The following is a 21517-nucleotide window of genomic DNA, read 5'->3' on the forward strand; positions in this document are numbered from 1 at the left end:
CGGCGGATCACCGGTCGCCGGTGTCCCAGCGGGGCGGGTCACGCTGCCACCGGGGGGCCTCCCAGGGGTCGGGCGGGGTGTCGGTGTCGGCCGTCCGCTCCGGCAGCGCCGGGGTCCAGTTGCGCGCCTCACCCGCAGGGGGCATCGACCAACCGGAGCTGATCGCCCCGTCCCGCACCGGCGGCAGTTCGACCGGCTCGCCCCGGGCGGTACGCGGCCGGCCGTACGTCTCGACCATCCGGGTGACCAGCAGGCCGGCGGCCAGCGCCGCCCCACCGACGGCCCAGCGGTCGGTCGCGGCACCGGTCTCGGCCGCCCAGGCCAGATAGGTCACCACCAGCGCGACCGCGAGCAGGGCACCGAAGATGCCACCGCGCCGGCCGTACGCGCTGGTGCCGCCGAGCAGGGACGCGCCCACCGCGAGCACCGTCCAGTCCAGTCCCGACCCCGGTGTCACCGGCCCGGTCCCGTTGGCGGCGACGAGCACCCCGGCGAGCATGGCGAGCACGGTGGAGGTGGTCAACGCGGCAGCGGTCACCAGGGCGGCGGCCATCCCGCGCCGCCGGGCCGGATCGGCGACCGGACGGAACCGGCCGACCAGCCGGCGCACCGTCCGGATCGCGCCGAACGCTCCGAGCAGGACGGCCACCGCGGCGAAGCCGGCGAAGAGGTAGTAGGCGTTGCGCCGGGGGTCGTAGTCGGCCTGCACCGCCACCGGCAGTTTCCACCGTTCGATCCAGACGATCATCCCGGCGGCGGCGGCAAGGCTGGCCGCCCAGCCGGGGACGTGCAGCACCACCACCGCCCAGGCCAGGGCCAGCCCGCCCAGGGCGGCGGCGACCAGGGCCGGGACGAGCGCCGTCGACATGCCCCGGTCGCCCTGCTCGGCGAAGTGCAGCGCGGCAGCCAGGGCGACCGGACCGATAGCCAGGTTCACCGCGGCGGTACGCAGGCTCAGCCCGGCGGCCACGACCAGCAGACCCAGTGCGACCGCGTCGACGAGCAGCCGCCGCAGACCGTCCCCGCGCAGCGCGTCGGGGTCCTCCCGCCAGAGCAGGTATGCCAGCGCCGCGAGCGCCACCAGCAGGACCAGTTCCCAGGCCACGTGCACGCCGAGCCGGTCCCGGCCCGGTTCGCCCTGCGCCGGATCGTCGAAGACGTTCTCCGCCGCGGCCCCGGGCACCTCTGCCGATGCGGCCCGGCCCGGATCGTCGTACACCATGCGGTGCGCCTCCCAGGTGACCGGCCGTCCCCGGCGACGGCTGACTGTTCTCCGGTCGCCAGGCACCGTACCTGCGCGCAGGGCCGGACGTAACCCCTCGGTCAGCGCCCGGGGCGGTCCTGCCGGTCGTCGACGTCGTCCTCGGACTCGGGAACCCGGCAGGAGCGTTCGAGCCAGAGCGCGGCGGCGACCAGTGCCAGGGAGGCGAGCGCGCCGGCCCCGGCGGCCGGCCGGTCCTCGATCGCGGCGTTGGTCGGCTCGGCGAAGAGCCAGCCGGTCAGCCCGGCGTAGAAACCGAGGAAGATCGCCCCGGCCAGCGCGGACGCCTTGGCCAGCACCACGAACCGGGCGACCAGCAACGGGTTGACCGGTTCCCGGCCGGGCTTGCGCTCGATCCGGCTGCGGGTGTTGACCGCCGCGTACGCCTCCAGCACGGCGAGCGCCGCCAGGGTGACCACCGGCAGCCAGGGCAGCCGGGGAGTACCGCTGTAGTAGAAGCTGCTGATCAGCAGCCAGGCCACCGCGGCGGCGGCGAGCGCGGCGACCAGCAGGGTAGAGAACCGGGTGGGCCCCATCCTCGGTCCGTCCGGCTCCTGGTCACGGGGCGGTCGGGGCTGCGTCATGCCGGCCGGCTCCACTGGTTCATACGTCCGACTCTAACGAAAGATCGGGACGCGGGGTCAGTTCGAGGGCGTCCCCGGCGACCGGTTCGGCGTTGAGCAGGTCGGTGAGCCAGCCGTGCCCGGCCAGCCGGCCGTGCGGGTCGATGTCGATCCACGGTCGGAGCACGAAGGCGCGCTGGTGGGCGCGGGGATGCGGCAGGACCAGCTCGGGTTCGTCGCTGAGCACCGGTCGACCGGCGTCGTCCCAGACGGCCACGACGTCCACGTCGAGGGTACGCGGCCCGAACCGGCGGGCCGGGTCACGCGTCCGGCCGGCGGCCCGTTCGACGGCGTGGGCACGGGCCAACCAGTCGCGCGGGGCCGCGGCGGGGTCGGCGACCATGACCGCCGCGTTCAGGTACGCCGGCTGCTCGGCGTCCCCCCAGGGGGGCGTCTCGTAGACGCCGGAGACGACCAGCACCGCCTCGCCGAGGCCGGTCACCGCGGCGCGCAGGTGGCCCAGCCGGTCGCCCAGGTTGCTGCCGATCGACAGCACCGCCCTGGTCACCGGGTACGCCGCAGGGTGACCGCCACGTCGGCGAAGGTGTGCGGAATCGGGGCCTCGGGCTTGTGCACCGTGATCGTGGCCGCGGCGACCAGCGGTTCGGCCAGACAGACCGCGAGCAGGCGGTCGGCGAGCGTCTCGATCAGGTTGACCGGCTCGCCGGTGAGCACCGCGACCAGCCGCTCCGCCAGTTCGCCGTAGTGCACGGTGTCGGTCACCTCGTCGGAGCGGGCGGCCGGGGCGAGGTCGAGTTCGAGGACGGCGTCGACCACGAACTCCTGGCCCTGCGCCCGCTCGAAGTCGTAGACGCCGTGCCGGCCCCGGGCCCGCAGCCCGGTCAGGGTGATCCGGTCGGTCATCGCTCCGCCCTCCCCCGGACGGTCCGATCCGGGTCGTCCCCGCCGCCCGGCGGGGGCCGCCCGGCGCTGTCCGGCCGCCCTGCGCTGTCCGGCCACCCGGCGTTGTCCGGCCACCCGGCACCGTCCGGTGACCCGGTGTGGTCCGGCCACCCGGCAGCGTTCGGCGAACCGGCAGCGTTCGGCGAACCGGGGTGGTCCAGCGCCCCGGTGGCCCGGCCGGCCTCCAACGGTGCGACGGCCCGGCCGGTCGGATCCGCTCCGGGGGTGCCGGTGGGGGCGGCGAGCCGGGGGCGGCCGGTGGCCGACCAGACGGCGAGCGCGTCGACGGTGCCCCGGACGTCGTGCACGCGGACCCCCCAGGCGCCGGCGGCGACGGCGAGCACGCTGGTGGCGACGGTGGCGGCCGCCCGGCCGTCGGTGTCCCGCGGGGTGCCGTCCGGGTCGGCGAGCAGCCGGCCCAGGTAGGACTTGCGGCTGGCGCCGAAGAGCAGGGGCAGCCCGAGGGTGAGCAGCTCCGGCAGGCGGGCGCTGAGTTCCCAGTTGTGCGCGGCGGTCTTGGCGAAGCCGAGCCCGGGGTCGATCACGAGGCGGTCGGCGGCCACCCCGGCGGCCAGCGCGTCGTCGACCCGCTGGGCGAGTTCGGTCCGGACGTCGACGACCACGTCGGTGTAGCTGGCCAGTTCCCGCATCCCGCGTGAGTGCCCCCGCCAGTGCATCAGCACCCAGGGGCAGCCGGCGTCGCGGACCACCCGGGCCATGTCGGGATCGGCCAGTCCACCGGAGACGTCGTTGACCACGACGGCACCGGCGGCGACGGCCGCCTCGGCCACCGACGCCCGGGTGGTGTCGATACTGACCGGCACCCCGGCCGCGGTGAGTTCCCGGATCACCGGTAGCACCCGGCCCGCCTCGGTCCGTGGGTCGACCCGGTCGGCACCCGGCCGGGTGGACTCGCCGCCCACGTCCACCAGGTGCGCGCCCTCGCCGTGCAGTCGCACCCCGTGTGCGACGGCGGCATCGAGATCGGCGTACCGACCACCGTCGGAGAAAGAGTCGGGCGTGACGTTGAGGACGCCCATCACCACCGGATTCCGCGTCCGTACCAGATCGGTCACGACTAGACGGTACCGGTCGCGCCGCCGTGCCCAGCGGACCCCCACCGGCCGCTCCACGTGGGCACTGACGTGCTGATTGGCACAGGTGTACTATCGGCCGTCGGGGCGGAATCGGGTCGAGTCTTCGCGGCTTGTCGCAAAGGGGGGCGGCCCGTACGCTGTGGAATTGCCCAGCATCAAGAGTCGGCGAAGCATGGAGGGAGGGCCAAAGCGGGAGAATCCCCCCAAATCTCGCCACTCTGCGTGGCGAGAAACCAGCAGGGCGTCAATCGCGCTGCCCAGATCGAGCACATTCCCGCCAGGCTTACCTTTTGCACCACCGCGGCACCGCCGGCCGCGTTATGGGGAGGTTCCAGTGATCGCCTACCAGCTCGTGGAGACGACGTCGTCCGGCGTCGCGCAGGTGCTGCACACCCTGGCGACGGCGCCACTCGCCGAACCGGCCCCCAAGGGCATCGACACCAACGGTGTCGTCACCTTCTTCGCCAGCAAGATCGCACCCATCCTGCTCGCCGTGCTCGGGGTCATCTTCATCGGCCGGGCCAGCCGGGGCGAGATCTCCAAGGTGCTCACCAGCTCCGCGATCGCGATCGTCGGGCTGGCCTTCATCGCCGGCGCGGCCACACTCTTCTTCATCGGTGACTACCTGATCGACCTGATCTTCGAATAGGCGCGGGCGAGACATGCGGCTGCGCACCGACGACGACATCTACCGGGCCCGCCTGGTCTACCTCGGGCCGCCCGGCTACACCCTTCCGGTCCACCTGCCGTACGCCCAGTACGGGCTGTTCATGCTGCTCGTGCCCCTCTACATGTTCATCCACTGGCTGTTCACGTTGCAGGTCGAGCTCTTCCCCGCCTGGGAGATCGCCCTCGCCATCGTGAGCACCTCGTTCATCTTCCGGTACGTCGACCCGGACCGGCCGGCGCGGATGGTCATCCGCACCGCCCTCACCGACTGGCGACGCACCCGGGAACCGGCCGCCGAGCTGCGGGATCCCCGCCTGGTCGGCAGCCGGATCAGGATCCGGGAGGAACTGGCATGACCGGGCGTACCCGAATCGGGCAGTCGGACCAGATGGGTGAGGCGGTCGAATGAGTCGCTCTTCCACGCCGGGTTTCCCGGCCGGACGACACAGCGCCCCGCACGGTAACCGTGCGCGGTCGTTCGACTACCCCCAGGAGGAGCTGCCGGACGACGAGCCGTACGATCCGGCCCTGCTCACCGGCCCGGGTCAGGGCGGCGTGGGCGTCTTCCAGCCGCCCCGACCCGCCCCCGGTCGTGGCACCACCCCCCCGGTCGAGCCGGCCCCCGCCCCGCCGATGCTGATCGGTGACGGCACCGACATCGACTCCCCCTTCCTCGACCTCTTCGGCGGCGGCCCGCGCCCGGGTGGCGCCCCTACCCCGGGCACCCCGACGCGACGCGGCAACGGCCGGGAGCACCCGCCCGTCCCGCATCAACCAACAGGGCCGACCCCACCGGCGGCCATTGAGGCGCAGGCGCCCCCGGCGGCCATCGAGGCGGCCCCGCCGACCGAGCGGCCCGCCCGCACCCGGGTTCCGCACCAGCAGGGCGACCGGCTGGCCACGACGCCGACCACCGACCGGAACGCCGAGACGCCGCAGCGGGCGCCCCGCCGGATCGTCCCGGCCGAGTTGTTCCCCCGGGACACCGGTGAGCCGCTGACCGCCCGGGAGGCGGCCGAGCGGGCCCGCCGCGAGGCCACCGAGCGGGCCCGGGAGGCCGCCGACCGCACCCGGCGCGAGGCCGCCGAACAGGCCCGCCGGGAGGCCGCCGAAGCCGCCAGCCGCGACGCCGCCGAGACGGCCCGCCGCACGGCGGCCGAGCAGGCCCGGCGCGCAGCAGCCGAACAGGAAGCCGCCGAACAGGCCCGCCGGGAGGCCGCCGAGGCCGCCCGCCGCGACGCCGCCGAACAGACCCGCCGGGAGGCCGCCGAAGCCGCCCGACGCGAGGCGATCGAAGCGGCCCGGCGCGACGCCATCGAGGCCGCCCGGCGCGACGCCGACGAGCGGGACCGGCGGAAGGCTGCCGAGACGGCCCGGCGGGAGAGTGCCGACCAGGCCCACCGGGACGGGGTGCTGACCGCCCGGCCCCGGCCCGGCCCGGTGGAGACCGCACCGGCGGCCTGGCCGGAGACCGTCGAACCAATCCGGGTGGAGGCCGTGACCGGCCCGGCGGGCGCGCTGGCCGCCGAGCCGGCCCCCCGCGACCTCGTCGAGCCCGAGCGGACCGACCCCGGCCCCCGGGACCTGGTCACGCCGCGGGAGCGCGCGGCGAGCCGCCGCAACGCTCCGACCAAACCGGTCCGGGTACGCCCACCGAAGATCAAGTTCGGTGACCGGGATCCCTCCATCGAACTGGCGATCACCGAGATCGCCGGTCACCTGACCTTCACCCCCAACACGGTGACCGCCTGGTACTGGCTCCCCGAGGTCCGGTGGGCGTTCCGCCCGGACGCCGAACGTGAGGCGCTACTCTCGGCGATCTCCGAGCAGTACGCCGGTCTGGCCGGTTTCCGGCTGCACCTGCGCCGCACCACCCGGCCGTTCCCCGCCGACGAGTGGGCCCGCACCATCGACGCGCACACCGCGTCACCGCTGCCCGACGTCCCCGGCACGCACGGCTGGGCCGACCACCTGGTCGCTGCCCAGCAGCACCTGATGTCGGTCAACCACGCCGAGGGGCAGACCTACCTCGGGGTCACCTTCGCCCGCCGCTCCCTCGGCGACTCCCTTACCGAACGGCTCCTGCGGGCCTTCGGCAAGGGCACCGCCGACGGGGAACGCCGCAAACTGGGCCGCACCGTCGAACAGTTCGACGAGGTGCTGGGCAGCTTCGGCATGCGCGGCCGGCGGGTCACCGCCCAGGAGCTGGAATGGCTGCTCTACCGCTCGGTCGCCCTCTGCATGGCCCCGCCCGGCACGCTCTCCCCGGTGACCAATGGCCGGTGGGAACGCGGTGACCTGCTCGCCCTCACCGAACAGGTCGAGCGCTACCGCACCCCGTACGGCACGACGGTCAAGCTGGTCAACCGGATGACCGGCGAGGAGCGGCACGTCGCCGTACTCGCGGTCGGCCGGATGGAGCCGCTGGAGATCCCCGAACGACACGAGCCCTGGCTGCACTTCCACGAGCGGCTGCCCTGGCCGATGGAGATCTCCACCCGGGTCGACATCCTCGGCTCGGGCGACTCCTTCCGCAACCTCGAACACCGGCTGCGCATGATCCGGTCGCAGCAGCTCGACTACGCCGAGCACGGCATCGACGCCCCGCCCGAGTTGGAACGACTCGCCAAGCGGGCGCTGGTGATCGGCGACGAGATGACCACCGGCCTACCGGTGGACTCCGCGCGGGCGCACGGCTGGCACCGGATCGCCGTCGGCGGCCGGACCCGCGAGGAGTGCATGGAACGAGCCCGCCGGCTCATCCAGCTCTACTCCCGGGAACTGCGCATCTCGCTGCAACACCCCAAGAACCAGGACTGGCTGGCCCGGGAGTTCATTCCCGGCGAACCGATCGCCAACACCGGTTACGTCCGCCGGATGCCGGTGCCGCTGCTGGCCGCCGCGCTCCCCCAGGCGGCGTCGACCGTCGGCGACCGCCGGGGCGACCTGATCGGGCGTACCGCCGGGACCTGCCGTCGGCCGGTCTTCCTCGACCTGCACTTCCCGATGGAGGTACGCGAACGCTCCGGGCTCGCCGTCTTCGTCGCCGAACCCGGCGGTGGAAAGTCGACGCTGCTCGGCGCGCTCGGCTACCTGGCGGCCCGCCGGGGCGTTCAGGTCACCCTGCTCGACCCGTCCGGCCCGTTGGCCCGGCTCTGCGCCATGCCCGAGCTCAAGCCCTACGCCCGGGTACTCAACCTGACCGGCTCGGAGCCGGGGACGCTGGCGCCGTACGCGCTCATCCCCACCCCGCTGCGCAGCGAGTTCAGCACCGGCGCGGCAGGCGACCGGGAGTTCGAGATCGCCGTCTCCAACGCCCGGGCCGAGCGACGCATGCTGGTGCAGGACATCTGCATGATGCTGGTGCCGCCGCAGGTGGCCCGGGAGGCGTCCACCGCCACCCTGTTCCGGCACGCGGTACGCCAGGTGCCGGCCGAGGAGACCTCCACCCTGGACGACGTCGTCACCTGCCTCCAGGGGCTCGACGACGACGCCGGCCGGGAACTGGCCCACCTGCTGCTCGACACCGCCGAGATGCCCCTGGCCATGCTCTTCTTCGGTCGCCCGCCGGAGGGGCTGCTCGGCGCGGGGGCGGCGCTCACCGTGATCACCATGGCCGGCCTCCGGCTGCCCGACCTCAAGATCGAACGCGAGTACTGGTCGGCCGAGGAGGCACTCGCCCTGCCGATGCTGCACACCGCGCACCGTCTCGCCGTACGCCGCTGCTACGGCGGATCGATGTCATCCCGCAAACTCGTCGGCCTCGACGAGGCGCACTTCATGGAAGGCTGGCGCTCCGGCCGCTCCTTCCTGGTCCGGCTCGCCCGGGACTCCCGCAAGTGGAACCTGGCCGCCCTGGTCGCCTCGCAGAACCCGAAGGACATCCTCGGCCTCGACGTCCAGAACCTCGTCTCCACCGTCTTCGTCGGCCGGATCGCCGAGGACACAGAGATCGCCTCCGAGGCGCTCCGGCTGCTCCGGGTTCCGGTCGACGACGGTTACGAGGCCACCCTCGCCTCCCTGTCCGCCGTGGACACCACCTCCGCCACCCGGCTCGGCTTCCGCGAGTTCGTCATGCGCGACGTGGACGGCCGGGTGCAGAAGGTCCGGGTCGACGTGTCGTACGTCGAGGGGCTGCTCGACCACCTCGACACCACCCCCGCCGCGGTCGCCCAGGCCGCCGGGATACTGCCGACCGTCCTGGCTGATCTGGAGGCGTGACTATGGCGAGGACCCGGGCACGGATCACGGCGCTCCTCCTCGCACTCGGCGTACTCGCCGGTGCCACGATCGCCTGGCCGGTGATCGGGGCCACACCGGCGTACGCCCGGCCACCCGCGACGGCACAGGCCGCCGCGGACCTCTGCACGACCAAGGAGTGGCAGGCCGACTTCCGCACCTGCGTCAAGGGCCTGAAGCAGGTCAGCGAGAACGAGGTGGACTGCCGCAAGCCACCGGTACCCTCTGCCCCCGACTCCGGCCTGGCCGGCTGGTTCTCCTCCCGGCCCGACGCGTCGAAACTCCCCGGTCCCAAAGGCCTCTACAGCGACTACGGCTACGCTGGATACAGCTTCAACACCTACGACGTGGACGGCGGCTGCGCCTCCACCCTGCTGCATCCGGACTACAAGTTCACCACGACCGTCGCCAACGGCGAACTGATGATGGCCACCGCGGTCGTCGGTGCCTCGAACGCGCTGCGGGAACGTGCTTGGGATCCGCGGTCGATGTGGAACTGGGCCGACCCACTGGTCGAGAAGGCGACCAAGGCCGTCTACCAGAAGGTGTTCAGTGTCTTCGGCATCGTGACGCTCTGCGTGGTGGGTCTCTACCTACTCTGGCGCTCCCGCCAGTCGGACATGAGTAACGCCATGACCACCGCGGGCTGGGCACTGCTGGTGATGGTCGCGGTGACCGCACTGGCAGCCTGGCCGGTGAAGTCCGCCAACATCGCCGACGGCACCCTCATCACCTCGCTGGGTATCGTCCACGACGCAGTTGGTCCTGCGACCCGAGATATACCGCCAGACCGATGTGTCCTGCCGAATCCTGAAGCATGTGTGGATAAACGCCCACCTGCCGTCCGCGCCAGCGACACCGCCACCGAGTCGATGTTGTACCGAAACTGGTTGCGGGGCGTTCTGGGTTCGGCGGACAACGAGATGGCGAAGAAGTACGGGGCAGCCCTCTACGACGCCAAGTCGCTTTCCTGGGAAGAGGCGGAGAAGCTGCGGCAGAACCCGGCCACCCGGGATTCGACCATCAAGGCGAAGCAGCAGCAATGGATGACCGTCGCCGACCAGATCAAGATCGAAGACCCTGAAGCATATGAATACCTGCAAGGCAAGAGGGACATGGACCGGATCGGGGCCGGATTCATTGCCGTTCTCGCCTCGCTGCTCTTCGCCATGTTCGACCTCACCGCATCCCTGCTGGTCCTGCTCGGCTTCATGATCTTCCGATGGGCGGTCATCGCGGCCCCGATCCTGGGCACGATCGGATTGCTCCGCCCGGCCAGTGCCGGGCTGCGGCGGCTGGCGAACGCCGTGGTCGCTGCCGTCTTCAACATCGCCATCTTCGGTACGGGAGCGGCGATCTACCTGTTCGCCGTGGACCTGATCATGAGCACCCCCACCCTGCCCGGTTGGCTCCAGGTGGTACTGGTATGGCTCTGCGGTGTGGTCGGTTGGCTTTTGCTTCGGCCGTATCGCCGGATCACCCAGTTGGGCGGCAAGGACAGCAGCGAGGCGGTGGGCTCCGCCGGGTCGTGGCACCGCCGGTTCTTCCGGGACATGCGGGTCGCCGCCCGGCTGGACGTCGCCGAACCCGGCGGCACGGCCGAGCCGAAGAGTACGCGGCGGCGGGGCGCGGCCCTGGAGCCGGCAACGCTGCGACCGGAGGCCCGACGGGAGGATCCCAGCCACTCCTCCGTCGGTTCACCAGCCCTGCAGGAACGGCCGGACGGCCGGGAGCACACCGAGGAGACCGAGCCGACTTCGCCGCCGCGTGAGAGCGGCCGCCCCACTGTCGCACCCCGCCCCCGTCGGCGGTCGGCGGCATCCTGGACCGAGCCGGATGTGCCGGAGGAAGCACCCTCGTTTGTCGTCTACCGGCCCGACTCCGCCGCACCAGCACCCGTGCCGGTCAAGCCCACCCCCCGGATACGCTCCGAGGCCAGGTGATGACGATGAGACGAGCGGTGGAGTTGCTCTTCACCCGGCTGATCCGTTCCCGGCTCGGCATCGCGCTGATGATCGCCGTGCTGGTGCTCGGTGTGATCGGAACAGCCCGTCTGGTTTCCGGTCCGAGCGACCTCACGACGGGGCTGAGCAGCCGCCCCCGTGAACCGATAACCACTGTCGACCCTGAAGAAGGCGACGATGGTGTCATCGCCACCCCGGCGCCGGAATCCCCGCGTACCCGGCCCGGAGAACTGACCCCTGAACAGACCGCGACTCGGTTCACCACTGCCTGGCTCGACGGGTCCACAGCTCCTGCGGAGCAGTGGCAGTCGGCTCTTCGACCGCTGTCCACACCCGCGCTCACCGAGAAGCTGGCCGGTGTCGACCCGGCCGGGGTGCCGGCTGGAAAGGTCACGGGTGCCCCGACGCTCCGGCCTCGAACGGCGATGTTCGCGGAGGTGTGGGTTCCGTTGGAGGGCGGACGGCTGCGGTTGGAGCTGGTTGCGTCTGACGGCCGCTGGCTGGTGGACGCCGTGGACTGGGAGCGGGAATGACTGCTGAGACGCCGACCTCGGGGAAGCCACCGCGCCGCCAGCTCCGGACCGGCGCCGTCGCAGCCATGTTGACGGGCACCCTCGCGCTGCTCTGCTGTGGTGGTGGCAGTGCGGCGTTCTTCTTGACGAACCTCGGCGGCGACCCGGAGATCCTGGTGTCGCAGGAACAGCAGTGCGAGGAGGGGCGTCGGGTCAACGTGACCGGCAAGATGCCCCGGATGTCCCAGTACGGGACGAGTCAACTCCGCAACGCGGCGGTCATCATCAAAGTCGGGGAGGATATGAGGGTGCCGCCCCGAGGCTGGGTGATCGCGGTGGCCACGGCGATGCAGGAGTCGGCCCTGCGGAACCTGTCCAACAGCACCGTCGCCGGCTCCCGCGGAATCCCCAACGAAGGCGTCGGTTCGGACCACGACTCCGTCGGCCTGTTCCAGCAGCGCGCCGGCTGGGGCAGCGTCACACAACGGATGTCCCCCGACTACGCCGCCCGCAAGTTCTACGAGAAGCTCCTGAAGGTCGACGGCTGGGAGCGGATGCCCCTCACCCGGGCCGCCCAGAAGGTGCAGATCAGCGCCTACCCCGATGCTTACGCGAAGCACGAGGACGTCGCCAGTCAGATCGTCAACGCGCTCGCCGGTGGCGCCGCGCGGACCGTCCAGATCGCCGACCGCTCGGTATGCGACCGTGCTTCCGCGCGAGCCATCGCCGCTTCCGGCTGGACCGCTCCGATCGACGGCGGGGTCGGCTCCGGGTTCCGTACCGCCAGCCGGCCACGGCACAACGGGGTGGACATCGGTGCCCGCAAGCGAACCGAGATCCACGCGGCCGCCACCGGTCGGGTGCTGGTCGCCCGCTGCGACCCGGACCATAACGGGAACCGCACCTGCGATGTCGACGGCTTCCCCGGAAAAGGTGGATGTGGCTGGTTCGTCGACATCCTGCACGCCGGCGGTTACATCAGCCGCTACTGTCACATGATCGAAAAGCCCCGGGTGGTCCCTGGGCAACTCGTCAAGGCTGGAGAAGTGATCGGACTGGTCGGCAGCAGTGGGAACTCCTCCGGCCCACATCTGCACTTCGAGGTGCACGTAGACAGTGATCGCAGCTTCGCTGGCGGGATCAATCCGGTGCCTTTCATGCGTCAGCGCGGGGCACCGCTGAACGGGTCGGCATGAGGCCCTCGAAACGATGACCGGACCGCTGCCGGACCCCTTCGCCGGTCAGCCCGACTGGGCACCCCTGCCACCACGGCCGATCGAGATCGTTCCCGCCACCGGCCGGGTCGAGTTGCGTGGCCGTCGCGTCCTCGTCGGGCTGCCCGGCCTCGGCTGGCGGGGGGACCTACGCGCTGACGAACGGGTCGTGCAGGGCAGTCGCACGTACGTGCCGATCATCCCCGAACACGAGTGGTACCGCGCGGAGTCCGACCAGGTGGAGGTCTTCGCGCCACTAGTCCCGGTGGAGAGGGTCTGGGTGGAGACCCTGGCCGACCGGCCCGCTGCCGCCGCCGGCTCCACGCGCGAACAGGCCATCCGGCTGGTTTCCCTGGACGGACCCACACACCGCCCCCCCACTCCTGTCTTCGAGACGGATGCCGTCAGCGGCCGTCGAGTGGTGCATGTCGAGGACTCCGTCGAACACCGTGACCTTCGCGCGGTGACCGAGTCCTACTCGGGCGCGGACGGCGACATCTGTGTCCGGGTCACGTCGGAACTGGAGTGGTACCGGTGGGCCTGGCGCGGGCAACCGCCCACCACACTGGAGGTACCAGTCCATCTGCTGTGGATCGAGTGATCTCAGATGACCTTGGTTGCCTCGCAGACTCTCCAATGGTCGTTAAGGCGCGTCTGGAATCGCCATCGCTGTCGATCGCTTTGAGAAATACCGTCGACGGCGGCTGAGAGGATGAGATCGGTCTCCACCTGTGCCGTCTGGCCGTATCGCTGCGTCGGAAGTGCACCCCAGCTGATCGTAAACGTGGTCGCGAATTGACGCTCCCTGTTACGAAGGTCGTCGCGGAGCGCTCGCAGCTCGGCCAGTCCATCAGGGTTTCCCTCGCAGCTGAGGAGGCCTGCGCGGATGTCGTTCTCGTTGACCAGGAATTCGCGGAGGTAGTTGTCCACCACCACGTCGGGAGCGCTCCGGTCGGGGGTGGTGGCTCGGTCGTACAGCAGGTAGCCGGTCACCCCGCCCCCCACGCAGAGCAACGCCAGCACCCCGGCGACGACGGTGAGGACGGTCCGGAGCCGACGGGGTGGACGCACCGGCGCCGGCAGCGGCACCGGGGGTGCCAGCTGGTCCGGCGGGGTCCGCTGCGCCGGTACACGGGACACCTGGGAACCGGCGGGGGGCTGCACTGATTCCACCCCCTGAGGCTATCGGCTGTGCGCCCCGTACCCAATGCCCCGGAAGCTGCGGATCGTGACAGGACAACCTCGCGAGGTGAGAATCCATCGCCATGTGCGACAAGCCCGGCGCATCGCCGTCGTGCTTCCCGGGACACCGGCCCCGGCTGGGATACGGTCTGCAGTCGGGGAGGTTTCCAACCTCGGAAAGAGGGGTGGACGCGGTGGCCGGTCCGAGGGCTCGTACCAACCGCGCCGCTGCCCTGCACCGCCGCGCCGCTGCCAGCGCCACCGCTGCCGCAGCGGTCCTCGACGAGATCCGTCCGGCCCCTGCCGACCAGCGTCGCCAGTACGAGCTGGCGGACCGGCTGCGCTCCGCTGCCGCGCTCCTCGCTCCGGGGTGGGCCGGCAGCGACCTGGAGAGCCTGGCGGCGGACGCTCCCTGTGGCGAGGAGAATCCGCCCTTCGTCCGGATCGGCACCGGGGCAGCGCTCGAGAACGCCTGTTTCCCGGCGCTGGTGCCACTGCTCGGCTCGGGACATCTGACGATCGACGCTGACGTCCGGGACCTCCGGGTGGTCGGCCTGCTGCGGGCCGTGCTGCTACGCCTGCTGGCGGCTACCCCGGCCGGCTGCCTCCTGGTGCGCGCCGTCGACGGCACCTCCGTCGAGCCCCACACCAGGAGGACCGGCGCCCCCGCCGACCACCACACCCGGAGCACCGGCGCCCCCGCCGACCATCAGACCCCCGGCACCGGCACCCCTGCCGAGCCCCGCACCGGGGCCTCCGTCGAGCCGGACAGTCGGGGCACCGACGACACCGCTCAGCCGGACCCCCGGGGCGTCGACTTCACCGTCGGCACCTTCGCACCGTTCGCCGCGCTGGCCGATGCTGGTCTGTTGCCGCCACCGGCGACCGACGTGGCCGGATTGCGGGCGGTGCTCACCGAGGCCGAGCAGTGGGTCTCTCCGGGGGCCGGCCGGCCCCGCCGACATGACCGGACGCTGCTGTTGGTGATCGCCGGGCTGCCCGAGTCCACCGGTGCGAGCGACCTGGACCGGATCGTGGCACTGGCCGAGCGGGGGCGGGGGGCTGGCCTGCATCTGGTGGTCGCCGGCTGGCCGGTGGCCGACCGGCCGCCGTTGCCGCAGGCCACGCCGGTCCGGCTGCGCACCTCGTACGCGCTGCTGGGGGATCCGCCAGGCAGTTCGTTCAGCGGGCCGGGCACCGATGCGCCGGGGGGTCTGAACTGTCCTGTCCTGGTGGACGACGATCCCGGTCCGGAGCTGATCGGGGCGGTCTGCCGTCGGCTGGCCGATCGGGTGGAGGCGGGTTCCCGGTTGGGTCTCGCCGAGCTTCTGCCACCCGCCGACGCGGAGCTGTGGACGACGACGTCGGTCGACGGCCTGTCCACCACCGTTGGGGACGCCGGCGGCCGGCCGGTCACCGTGGGGTTCACCGAGTTGACCCCGCACTGGCTGGTCAGCGGCCGGTCGGACGCGGACCGGTCGGCGTTCCTGACCAACGCCCTGCTCGGCCTCACCGCCCGCTACGGCCCGGACGAGTTGGCCCTGTACCTGGTGGACCTGGGCGACGGCGAGTCGTTCGTGGAGTTCCTCCAGACCGAGCGGGACCGGTCCTGGCTGCCGCAGGTCCGGGCGGCCGGAATGGCCGCCGACCCGGAATACGTCCGGGACCTGTTCGACCAGTTGACGGCGGAGATCCACCGGCGGGAGGAGGCGGCGGCCCGGGGCGGCGGTCAGCGTTTCGCGGAGCTGCGCGACCACCAGACACTGCCGCGCGTGGTCTGCGTCGTCGACAACTTTCCGCTGCTGCTGTCGGATCGCGATCCGGTGGCCGCCGAGGTGCTGGCCCGGCTGGACGGGCTGGCCCGGTCGGGGCGCGGGTACGGCGTCCATCTGGTCCTGGCCGGAGCGGGTGACCTGGGCGTCGGCGCGGGGCCGGCGCCCCGGGACTCGGTGCTGGGGCAGTTCCCGGTGCGGGTGGCGCTCGCCGGTGGCGGCCCCGTGTTGATGCCGACCAACGACGCCGCCGCCGGCCTGGCGGTGGGCAGTGCGGTGGTGAACACCGCCGGCGGGCTCGGTGGGCCGCGCGGCGCGACCCGTGGACACGAGCGGCTGGTCCGGTTCCCCGACCCGCACGATGCTCCGGAGGTCGTCGAGCGACTGCGGCACCGGCTGTTCGCGGCCCGGCCGGAGGATGCCGTACCGCCGGTGGTGTTCGCCGGTTGGGCCCGACCGTTGCTCCGCAACGATCCACGGATGCGGGCGGCGGTGGCTGGCCGCTCCGGTGCCCCGGCGGCTCTGCTGGGGCGGGCGGTGGACGTGGCCCGGACGACCGTCGCGGTGCCGCTGGATCCGGTGGCGGGGCGGAACCTGGCCGTCCTCGGACCGGGTCGGGCGGCGGCCTCGCTGTTGGCGACGGCGGCGCGGAGCACCGCCGCGCACCATCCGCCGGGCACCGTGGAGTTCGTGATCGCCCCGTTGGATGAGGGGTCGACCCCGCAGGCCACCGCGCTCGCCGCCGAGCTGGCCGGCTGCCAGCGGGTGTCGATGGTCGACGGCCCGGGGTTGCTGACCGTGGTCGACGGCCCCGGCCCCACCTACCTGGTGGTGTTCGGGGTGGACGCCCCGTCGGCGGTGGAGCTGCCGGTGGACCGGCTGCGGGCGCTGCTGCGGGAGGGGCCGGCGGCGGGCCGGCACCTGCTGGGCTGGTGGCGGACGGTGCCACCGTTCGCCGGGTTGGTGGAGCCGGACGGTGAGGTCGGGAAGCTGGCCGCGGTGGCCGCGGTCGACGTGCCGGGCGCCCAGCTCGCCCCGGTCTTCGGTCGACCGGTGCCGTGGCGTCCCCGGCCGGACCGGGTGGTCCTCTGGGACTCCCCCGACGACCGTGGCACCGTGCTGGTGCCGTTCGCCGACGAGGCGGATCCGGCGCGCCCCGCCGCCGACGAGCCCGGACCCGACCGGCCGGAGGCCGAACCGGACCAGGCCGACCGCCGTCAGGACCAGCCATGACCGGCAGCGGGAAGGACCTGCCAGGGCCGACGGCAGGAAGAACCGCCCGGGATCAGGACCAGCCGGCACCGACCACGGGGAGATCCGGGCCAGGACCAGCCATGACCGACCGCAGGAGGAGCCGGCCGGGGACGTGCCGGGTCGGCCGTGGGGAGGACCGGGGATGAGCATCGACGACGCCGTGACGGCGGTGCCGGTCCGGCAGCGCGGCGGTGGCGGGCCGGCTCCGTCGGTGGCCGCCGCCTGGACCGACTACCTGGCCGCCGCCCGCCAGCTCGACGGGGTACGCCGGGGAGCGGCGACGGCCGCCGCCGCGCAGTCCCACGCCGTGGAGACGGCCCGCACGGAGTTGACCGGGGTACGCGCCCGGCTGGCGTCGCAGCACGCCCGGCTGCGGGACCTGGGCGTGCCGGCGATCTCGTTGGTCCCCACGCCACCGGAGGTGACCGAGGCCGCCCGGTCGATGGGGGGTGGCCCGGCCGCGGTGCTGACCGGTCTTCGGACGGCGCAGGGCTGGGTGGCGGGTGCCGACGCGGCGTTGGCGGCCCGCGGTCCGCGGCGTCCCGCCGGCTGGCCGCCCCGGCTGCGCAACCTGCTGGTCTACGGTCCGCTGGCGCTGGTCGTACCGGTGGTGCAGCTCCTGGTGTTCCTGGCTGCCGGCCCCGGGCCGGTGAGTGTGGCGGCGCTGCTGGTGGGCCTGCCGATGCCGGCGGTGGCGTTCGCGGCCGGCTGGGTGGGGGTGGGGCGGCTGTTCCCGCCGGGGGCCGACGGCCGGTGGGACCGCACGCCCCGGCTGGGGCTGCTGACCTGTCTGGTGCCGGCGGTGGTGACCGCCGCCGGGCTCATGCTGGCGCTGCTGACCGGCTGACCCGGCGCGGCGGCTGCCCTGCGCCGACGTCGGGCGGTGGATCAGCGGGGGATTATCAACGACATCGCCTCGGCGCGGGACTTCGCGTCGTGCTGGAGCACGCCGCGGACCGCCGAGGTGATGGTCTTGGCGCCGCTCTTCTGGATGCCGCGCATCGCCATGCACATGTGCTCGCAGTCCAGTATCACGATGACACCGCGTGGTTGCAGCTTGCTCATCAGCAGGTCGGCGATCTGTGCGGTGAGCCGCTCCTGCACCTGCGGGCGGCGGGCGAAGACCTCGACCAGCCGGGCCAGCTTGGACAGGCCGGTGATCCGGCCGTCCGGGCCGGGGATGTAGCCGATGTGCGCGCTGCCCCGGAACGGGAGCAGGTGATGCTCGCAGAGGCTCATCACGTCGATGTCCCGGACCAGCACCAGCTCCTCGTGGTTGGCCTCGAACGTGGTGCTGAGCACCTGGGCCGGGTCGACCCGGAGGCCGGCGAAGAGTTCGGCGTACGCCCGGGCGACCCGGGCCGGGGTCTGCTGGAGGCCGTCGCGGTCGGGGTCCTCCCCGACCGCGATGAGGATCTCGCGGACCGCCTTCTCGATCCGGCCGAGGTCCATGGTGTCCTCGATCGGGCGGCCGTTGAGTTTTCCGCTGATCAGTCGGGCGGCGACGTAGTCGAGCGCCTCGTCACCGGGCTCGGTGGACGAGGCGGCCAGCCCCGACTGGTCGGGGCTGGCCGCGGCGTCGGTGTTCAGTGCAGACCGTCCGAGTTGTTCGAGGAGCCGCCGACGGAGATGCCGTCGGCCGTCGCCTGCGCCGTGAACTTCTCCTTCTCGGCCGGGGTGAGCACCGGCGGCTCGGTGGAGGGCAGGCGCTTGCCGAAGCCGTTGTACGGGGCCATCGGCGGGCGCTTCACCACCCGGGAGCAGATCCGGGCCATGTCGGCGGTGGAGAGGGTCTCCTTCTCCATCAGCTCCAGGACCATGTTGTCCAGGACGTCCCGGTACTCCACCAGGATCTCCCAGGCCTCGTCGTGGGCCAGTTCGATCAGCGCCCGCATCTCGCCGTCGATCTCGGCGGCCACCGAGTCGGAGTAGTCCCGTTCGTGGCCCATGTTGCGGCCGAGGAACGGCTCGTCCCCGCTGGTGCCGTACTTGATCGCGCCGAGCTTCGAGCTCATGCCGTACTGCGTGATCATCGCGCGGGCCAGCTGGGTGGCCTTCTCGATGTCGTTGCCGGCCCCGGTGGTGGGCTCGTGGAAGACGAGTTCCTCGGCGGCCCGACCACCCAGCGCGTACGCCAGGGTGTCGATCATCTCGGCCCGGGTCTGGGTGTACTTGTCCTCGGTCGGCAGGACCAGGGTGTGCCCCAGCGAGCGACCCCGGGACAGGATCGTCACCTTGTGCACCGGTGCGGCGTGCGGCAGTGCCCAGGCCACCAGCGCGTGCCCACCCTCGTGGTACGCGGTGATCTTCTTTTCCTGGTCGCTCATCACCCGGGTCCGGCGCTGCGGCCCGGCGATCACCCGGTCGATCGACTCCTCCAGCGAGTCGTTGCTGATCGCCCGCTGTTCCTTGCGGGCGGTGAGCAGCGCCGACTCGTTGATCACGTTGGCCAGGTCGGCCCCGGAGAAGCCGGGGGTACGCCGGGCGACCGCGTCGAGGTCGACGTCGGGCGTGAACGGCTTGCCCTTGGCGTGCACCCGCAGGATCGCCTTGCGGCCCTCCATGTCGGGGGCGTCGACCGGGATCTGCCGGTCGAACCGGCCCGGACGCAGCAGCGCCGGGTCGAGGATGTCCGGCCGGTTGGTGGCGGCGATCAGGATGACCCCGCCCTTGGTGTCGAAGCCGTCCATCTCGACGAGCAGCTGGTTGAGGGTCTGCTCGCGCTCGTCGTGACCGCCGCCCATGCCGGCGCCACGGTGCCGGCCGACGGCGTCGATCTCGTCGACGAAGACGATCGCCGGGGCGTTCGCCTTGGCCTGCTCGAAGAGGTCGCGGACCCGGCTGGCGCCGACACCGACGAACATCTCGACGAAGTCGGAGCCGGAGATCGAGTAGAACGGCACCCCGGCCTCGCCGGCGACCGCGCGGGCCAGCAGCGTCTTACCGGTACCGGGCGGCCCGAAGAGCAGCACGCCCTTCGGGATCTTGGCACCCAGGGCCTGGTACTTGGCCGGGTTCTGGAGGAAGTCCTTGATCTCGTGGAGTTCCTCCACCGCCTCCTCGGCCCCGGCCACGTCCGCGAAGGTCGTCTTCGGGGTGTCCTTGGTGATCATCTTCGCCTTGGACTTGCCGAAGTTGAGCACCCGGGAGCCGCCGCCCTGCATCTGCGACATGAAGAAGAGCAGCAGGAGCACGAGCAGCGCGATGGGCAGCAGGTTGACCAGCAGGCTCACCCAGATGCTGTCGGACGACACCTTGGCGTCGGCCGGGCCGGTGACCCGGTTGGCCGCCTTGGCCTCGAGGACCTCGTTCCAGACCTGCTCGCCGGCCTGGTACGGGAACTGGGCCTCGATCCGGTCGGTCGTGGTGTCGCCGAACTTGGTCTTCTCGGCCAGGTTGAGCTGGAGCGTCTGCTCCTTGTCCTGGAAGACGACCTTGTTGATCTTGGCGGTGTGCAGTTGGTCGAGCGCAACGGAAGTGTCCACCCGGTGGTAGCTGGGACCAGCGGTGAACAGCTGACTGAGCACAACGGCGCCGAGGATGACCAGGATGATCCAGACCACCGGTCGGCGGAAGAAACGCGTACGTTCCATGCTGTTGTCGAGCGCCGAGGCGCCCGCATCCTCCTGATCGACGTCCTGACCGTCTGAATGGTGTCGCCGCCGATGGCGGCGTCGAGCCGCCGTGCGGGCCGGCCTCGACCCCGAGGCGCGCAAACTGCCGCACCGCGGTCATTCGACGGTACACCGTGCGCGCGAGGAGCGAGCTTGCGAGCCCCGCAGTCGGGCACATTCGTGACCTCACGCGCGCGAGGAGCGAGCTTGCGAGCCCCGCAGTCGGGCACATTCGTGACCTCACGCGCGCGAGGAGCGAGCTTGCGAGCCCCGCAGTCGGGCACATTCGTGACCTCACGCGCGCGAGGAGCGAGCTTGCGAGCCCCCGCAATGGCGGGCCTGCCAGCCCGGAGCCCCACGGACGGCGTACCGGGTTCAGCCGGCGTGACGGGAACTGCGCACCGACCCCACCGACCGCCCGGTCGTGCGGGTCGGGGTGCCGGACGCGGAACTGCTCCGCGCCACCGGAGCCCACGGTAGCCGGGTTGGCTGGGAGCCCGCTGGACGTCGGCTCGATGACGGGCGACCCAGGCGGGTCGGACCGCCGGGCGGGTCAGGCGGGTCAGGCGCGGGCGTAGACCTCGGGCTTGAGCACGCCCACGTACGGCAGTTCGCGGTAGCGCTCGCCGAAGTCGAGGCCGTAGCCGACCACGAACTCGGTGGGGATGTCGAAGCCCACGTACTTCACCGGGACGGTGACCTTCACCGCGTCCGGCTTGCGGAACAGGGCCACCACCTCGACGCTGGCGGCCGACCGGGACTCCAGGTAGCGCAGCAGCCAGGACAGGGTCAGGCCGGAGTCGACGATGTCCTCGACGACCACCACGTGCCGGCCGGCGATGTCCCGGTCCAGGTCCTTGAGGATGCGTACCACCCCGGAGGAGGTGGTGCCCTGGCCGTACGAGGAGATGGCCATGAAGTCCAGCTCGACGGGCGGACCCTGGCGGCCCAGGGCGCGGGCGAAGTCGGCCATGAACATGACCGCGCCCTTGAGCACGCAGACGAGCAGCAGTCCGTCGGTGACTCCGGCGTAGTCCGCCGAGACCTGCTTGGCCAGCTCCGCGGTCTTCTCGCGGATCTGCGCCTCGGAGATGATCACGTGATCGATGTCGGCGTCGTACCAGGAGCCGTCAGCCATGCTCCTAGCCTGCCGTACGCCGGCCGGCTCCCGTCGGCGGGGCCGCACCTTTCGGCGCGGCCCCGCCACGGGTTT

General features: G+C 72.1%; 17 protein-coding genes and 1 pseudogene. 9 read left to right on the forward strand and 9 right to left on the reverse strand.

The genetic code is table 11. From position 1 onward, the window contains the following. Positions 1–7: 7 nt before the first annotated feature. The 5 genes and pseudogenes from O7625_RS05020 to folP form a co-directional block, all read right to left on the reverse strand. Entirely contained in the window at positions 8–1222 is a 1215-nt protein-coding gene (locus O7625_RS05020) for an ABC transporter permease (protein ID WP_282344642.1), read from the reverse strand. A gap of 101 nt (positions 1223–1323) precedes the next feature. Then, positions 1324–1845, reverse strand: a complete 522-nt coding sequence (locus O7625_RS05025; RefSeq protein ID WP_067302285.1) for a DUF3180 domain-containing protein — start codon at positions 1843–1845, stop codon at positions 1324–1326. A gap of 19 nt (positions 1846–1864) precedes the next feature. Next, complete coding sequence (gene folK, locus O7625_RS05030; RefSeq protein ID WP_282344645.1) at positions 1865–2392, reverse strand: 2-amino-4-hydroxy-6-hydroxymethyldihydropteridine diphosphokinase; 528 nt, start codon at positions 2390–2392, stop codon at positions 1865–1867. Continuing rightward, positions 2389–2748 (reverse strand): dihydroneopterin aldolase, encoded by a 360-nt coding sequence (gene folB / locus O7625_RS05035; protein WP_282344648.1) that lies wholly within the window; start codon positions 2746–2748, stop codon positions 2389–2391. Before folB ends, folK begins: the two co-directional genes overlap by 4 nt. A gap of 278 nt (positions 2749–3026) precedes the next feature. Then, positions 3027–3863 (reverse strand): annotated as a pseudogene (folP, locus tag O7625_RS05040) (dihydropteroate synthase); the annotation flags it as partial. A 355-nt stretch (positions 3864–4218) separates the two neighbouring features. On the opposite strand from folP, the gene O7625_RS05045 reads away from it, so the two are divergent. The 7 genes from O7625_RS05045 to O7625_RS05075 are packed head-to-tail and all read left to right on the forward strand — an operon-like array spanning position 4219 to position 13083. Continuing rightward, positions 4219–4533, forward strand: coding sequence for a hypothetical protein (locus tag O7625_RS05045; protein WP_067302242.1), 315 nt, complete (start codon positions 4219–4221; stop codon positions 4531–4533). A gap of 13 nt (positions 4534–4546) precedes the next feature. Next, the gene (locus O7625_RS05050; protein ID WP_067302246.1) at positions 4547–4909 is read left to right on the forward strand and encodes a hypothetical protein; all 363 of its coding nucleotides are present in this window, start codon (positions 4547–4549) and stop codon (positions 4907–4909) included. A gap of 49 nt (positions 4910–4958) precedes the next feature. Then, on the forward strand, positions 4959–8774 hold the full coding sequence (locus tag O7625_RS05055) for an ATP-binding protein (protein WP_282344650.1): 3816 nt from the start codon (positions 4959–4961) through the stop codon (positions 8772–8774). A gap of 2 nt (positions 8775–8776) precedes the next feature. Beyond that, positions 8777–10735, forward strand: coding sequence for an MFS transporter (locus O7625_RS05060; protein ID WP_282344652.1), 1959 nt, complete (start codon positions 8777–8779; stop codon positions 10733–10735). Further along, entirely contained in the window at positions 10732–11289 is a 558-nt protein-coding gene (locus tag O7625_RS05065) for a hypothetical protein (protein WP_282344654.1), read from the forward strand. The genes O7625_RS05060 and O7625_RS05065 overlap by 4 nt, the downstream gene beginning before the upstream one ends. After that, entirely contained in the window at positions 11286–12464 is a 1179-nt protein-coding gene (locus O7625_RS05070; RefSeq protein ID WP_282344656.1) for a M23 family metallopeptidase, read from the forward strand. Before O7625_RS05065 ends, O7625_RS05070 begins: the two co-directional genes overlap by 4 nt. A gap of 13 nt (positions 12465–12477) precedes the next feature. Then, complete coding sequence (locus tag O7625_RS05075; RefSeq protein ID WP_282344658.1) at positions 12478–13083, forward strand: hypothetical protein; 606 nt, start codon at positions 12478–12480, stop codon at positions 13081–13083. Positions 13084–13085: 2 nt separating this feature from the next. On the opposite strand, the gene O7625_RS05080 is transcribed toward O7625_RS05075, so the two are convergent. After that, the gene (locus tag O7625_RS05080) at positions 13086–13646 is read right to left on the reverse strand and encodes a hypothetical protein (protein ID WP_282346811.1); all 561 of its coding nucleotides are present in this window, start codon (positions 13644–13646) and stop codon (positions 13086–13088) included. A gap of 203 nt (positions 13647–13849) precedes the next feature. Between O7625_RS05080 and O7625_RS05085 the strand changes: the two genes are divergently transcribed. Both O7625_RS05085 and O7625_RS05090 read left to right on the forward strand, forming a co-directional pair. Next, the gene (locus O7625_RS05085) at positions 13850–16669 is read left to right on the forward strand and encodes an FtsK/SpoIIIE domain-containing protein (RefSeq protein ID WP_282344659.1); all 2820 of its coding nucleotides are present in this window, start codon (positions 13850–13852) and stop codon (positions 16667–16669) included. A gap of 163 nt (positions 16670–16832) precedes the next feature. Continuing rightward, positions 16833–17537 carry a hypothetical protein gene (locus O7625_RS05090; RefSeq protein WP_282344661.1) on the forward strand — a complete coding sequence of 235 codons (705 nt, stop codon included), beginning with the start codon at positions 16833–16835 and terminating at the stop codon, positions 17535–17537. Between the two features lie 41 nt (positions 17538–17578). Here the strand turns inward: O7625_RS05090 and folE are convergent, their stop codons facing one another. From folE to hpt, 3 genes are all read right to left on the reverse strand, one after another. Continuing rightward, positions 17579–18241: a GTP cyclohydrolase I FolE gene (gene folE, locus O7625_RS05095; RefSeq protein WP_067302263.1), complete on the reverse strand. Its 663-nt coding sequence runs from the start codon at positions 18239–18241 to the stop codon at positions 17579–17581. Positions 18242–18276: 35 nt separating this feature from the next. Continuing rightward, complete coding sequence (gene ftsH / locus O7625_RS05100) at positions 18277–20283, reverse strand: ATP-dependent zinc metalloprotease FtsH (protein WP_282344663.1); 2007 nt, start codon at positions 20281–20283, stop codon at positions 18277–18279. Between the two features lie 583 nt (positions 20284–20866). Beyond that, positions 20867–21442, reverse strand: a complete 576-nt coding sequence (gene hpt / locus O7625_RS05105; RefSeq protein ID WP_067302270.1) for a hypoxanthine phosphoribosyltransferase — start codon at positions 21440–21442, stop codon at positions 20867–20869. Positions 21443–21517 lie beyond the last annotated feature (75 nt).

This window comes from Micromonospora sp. WMMD714, assembly GCF_029581315.1.
Lineage (GTDB): Bacteria > Actinomycetota > Actinomycetes > Mycobacteriales > Micromonosporaceae > Micromonospora > Micromonospora rifamycinica.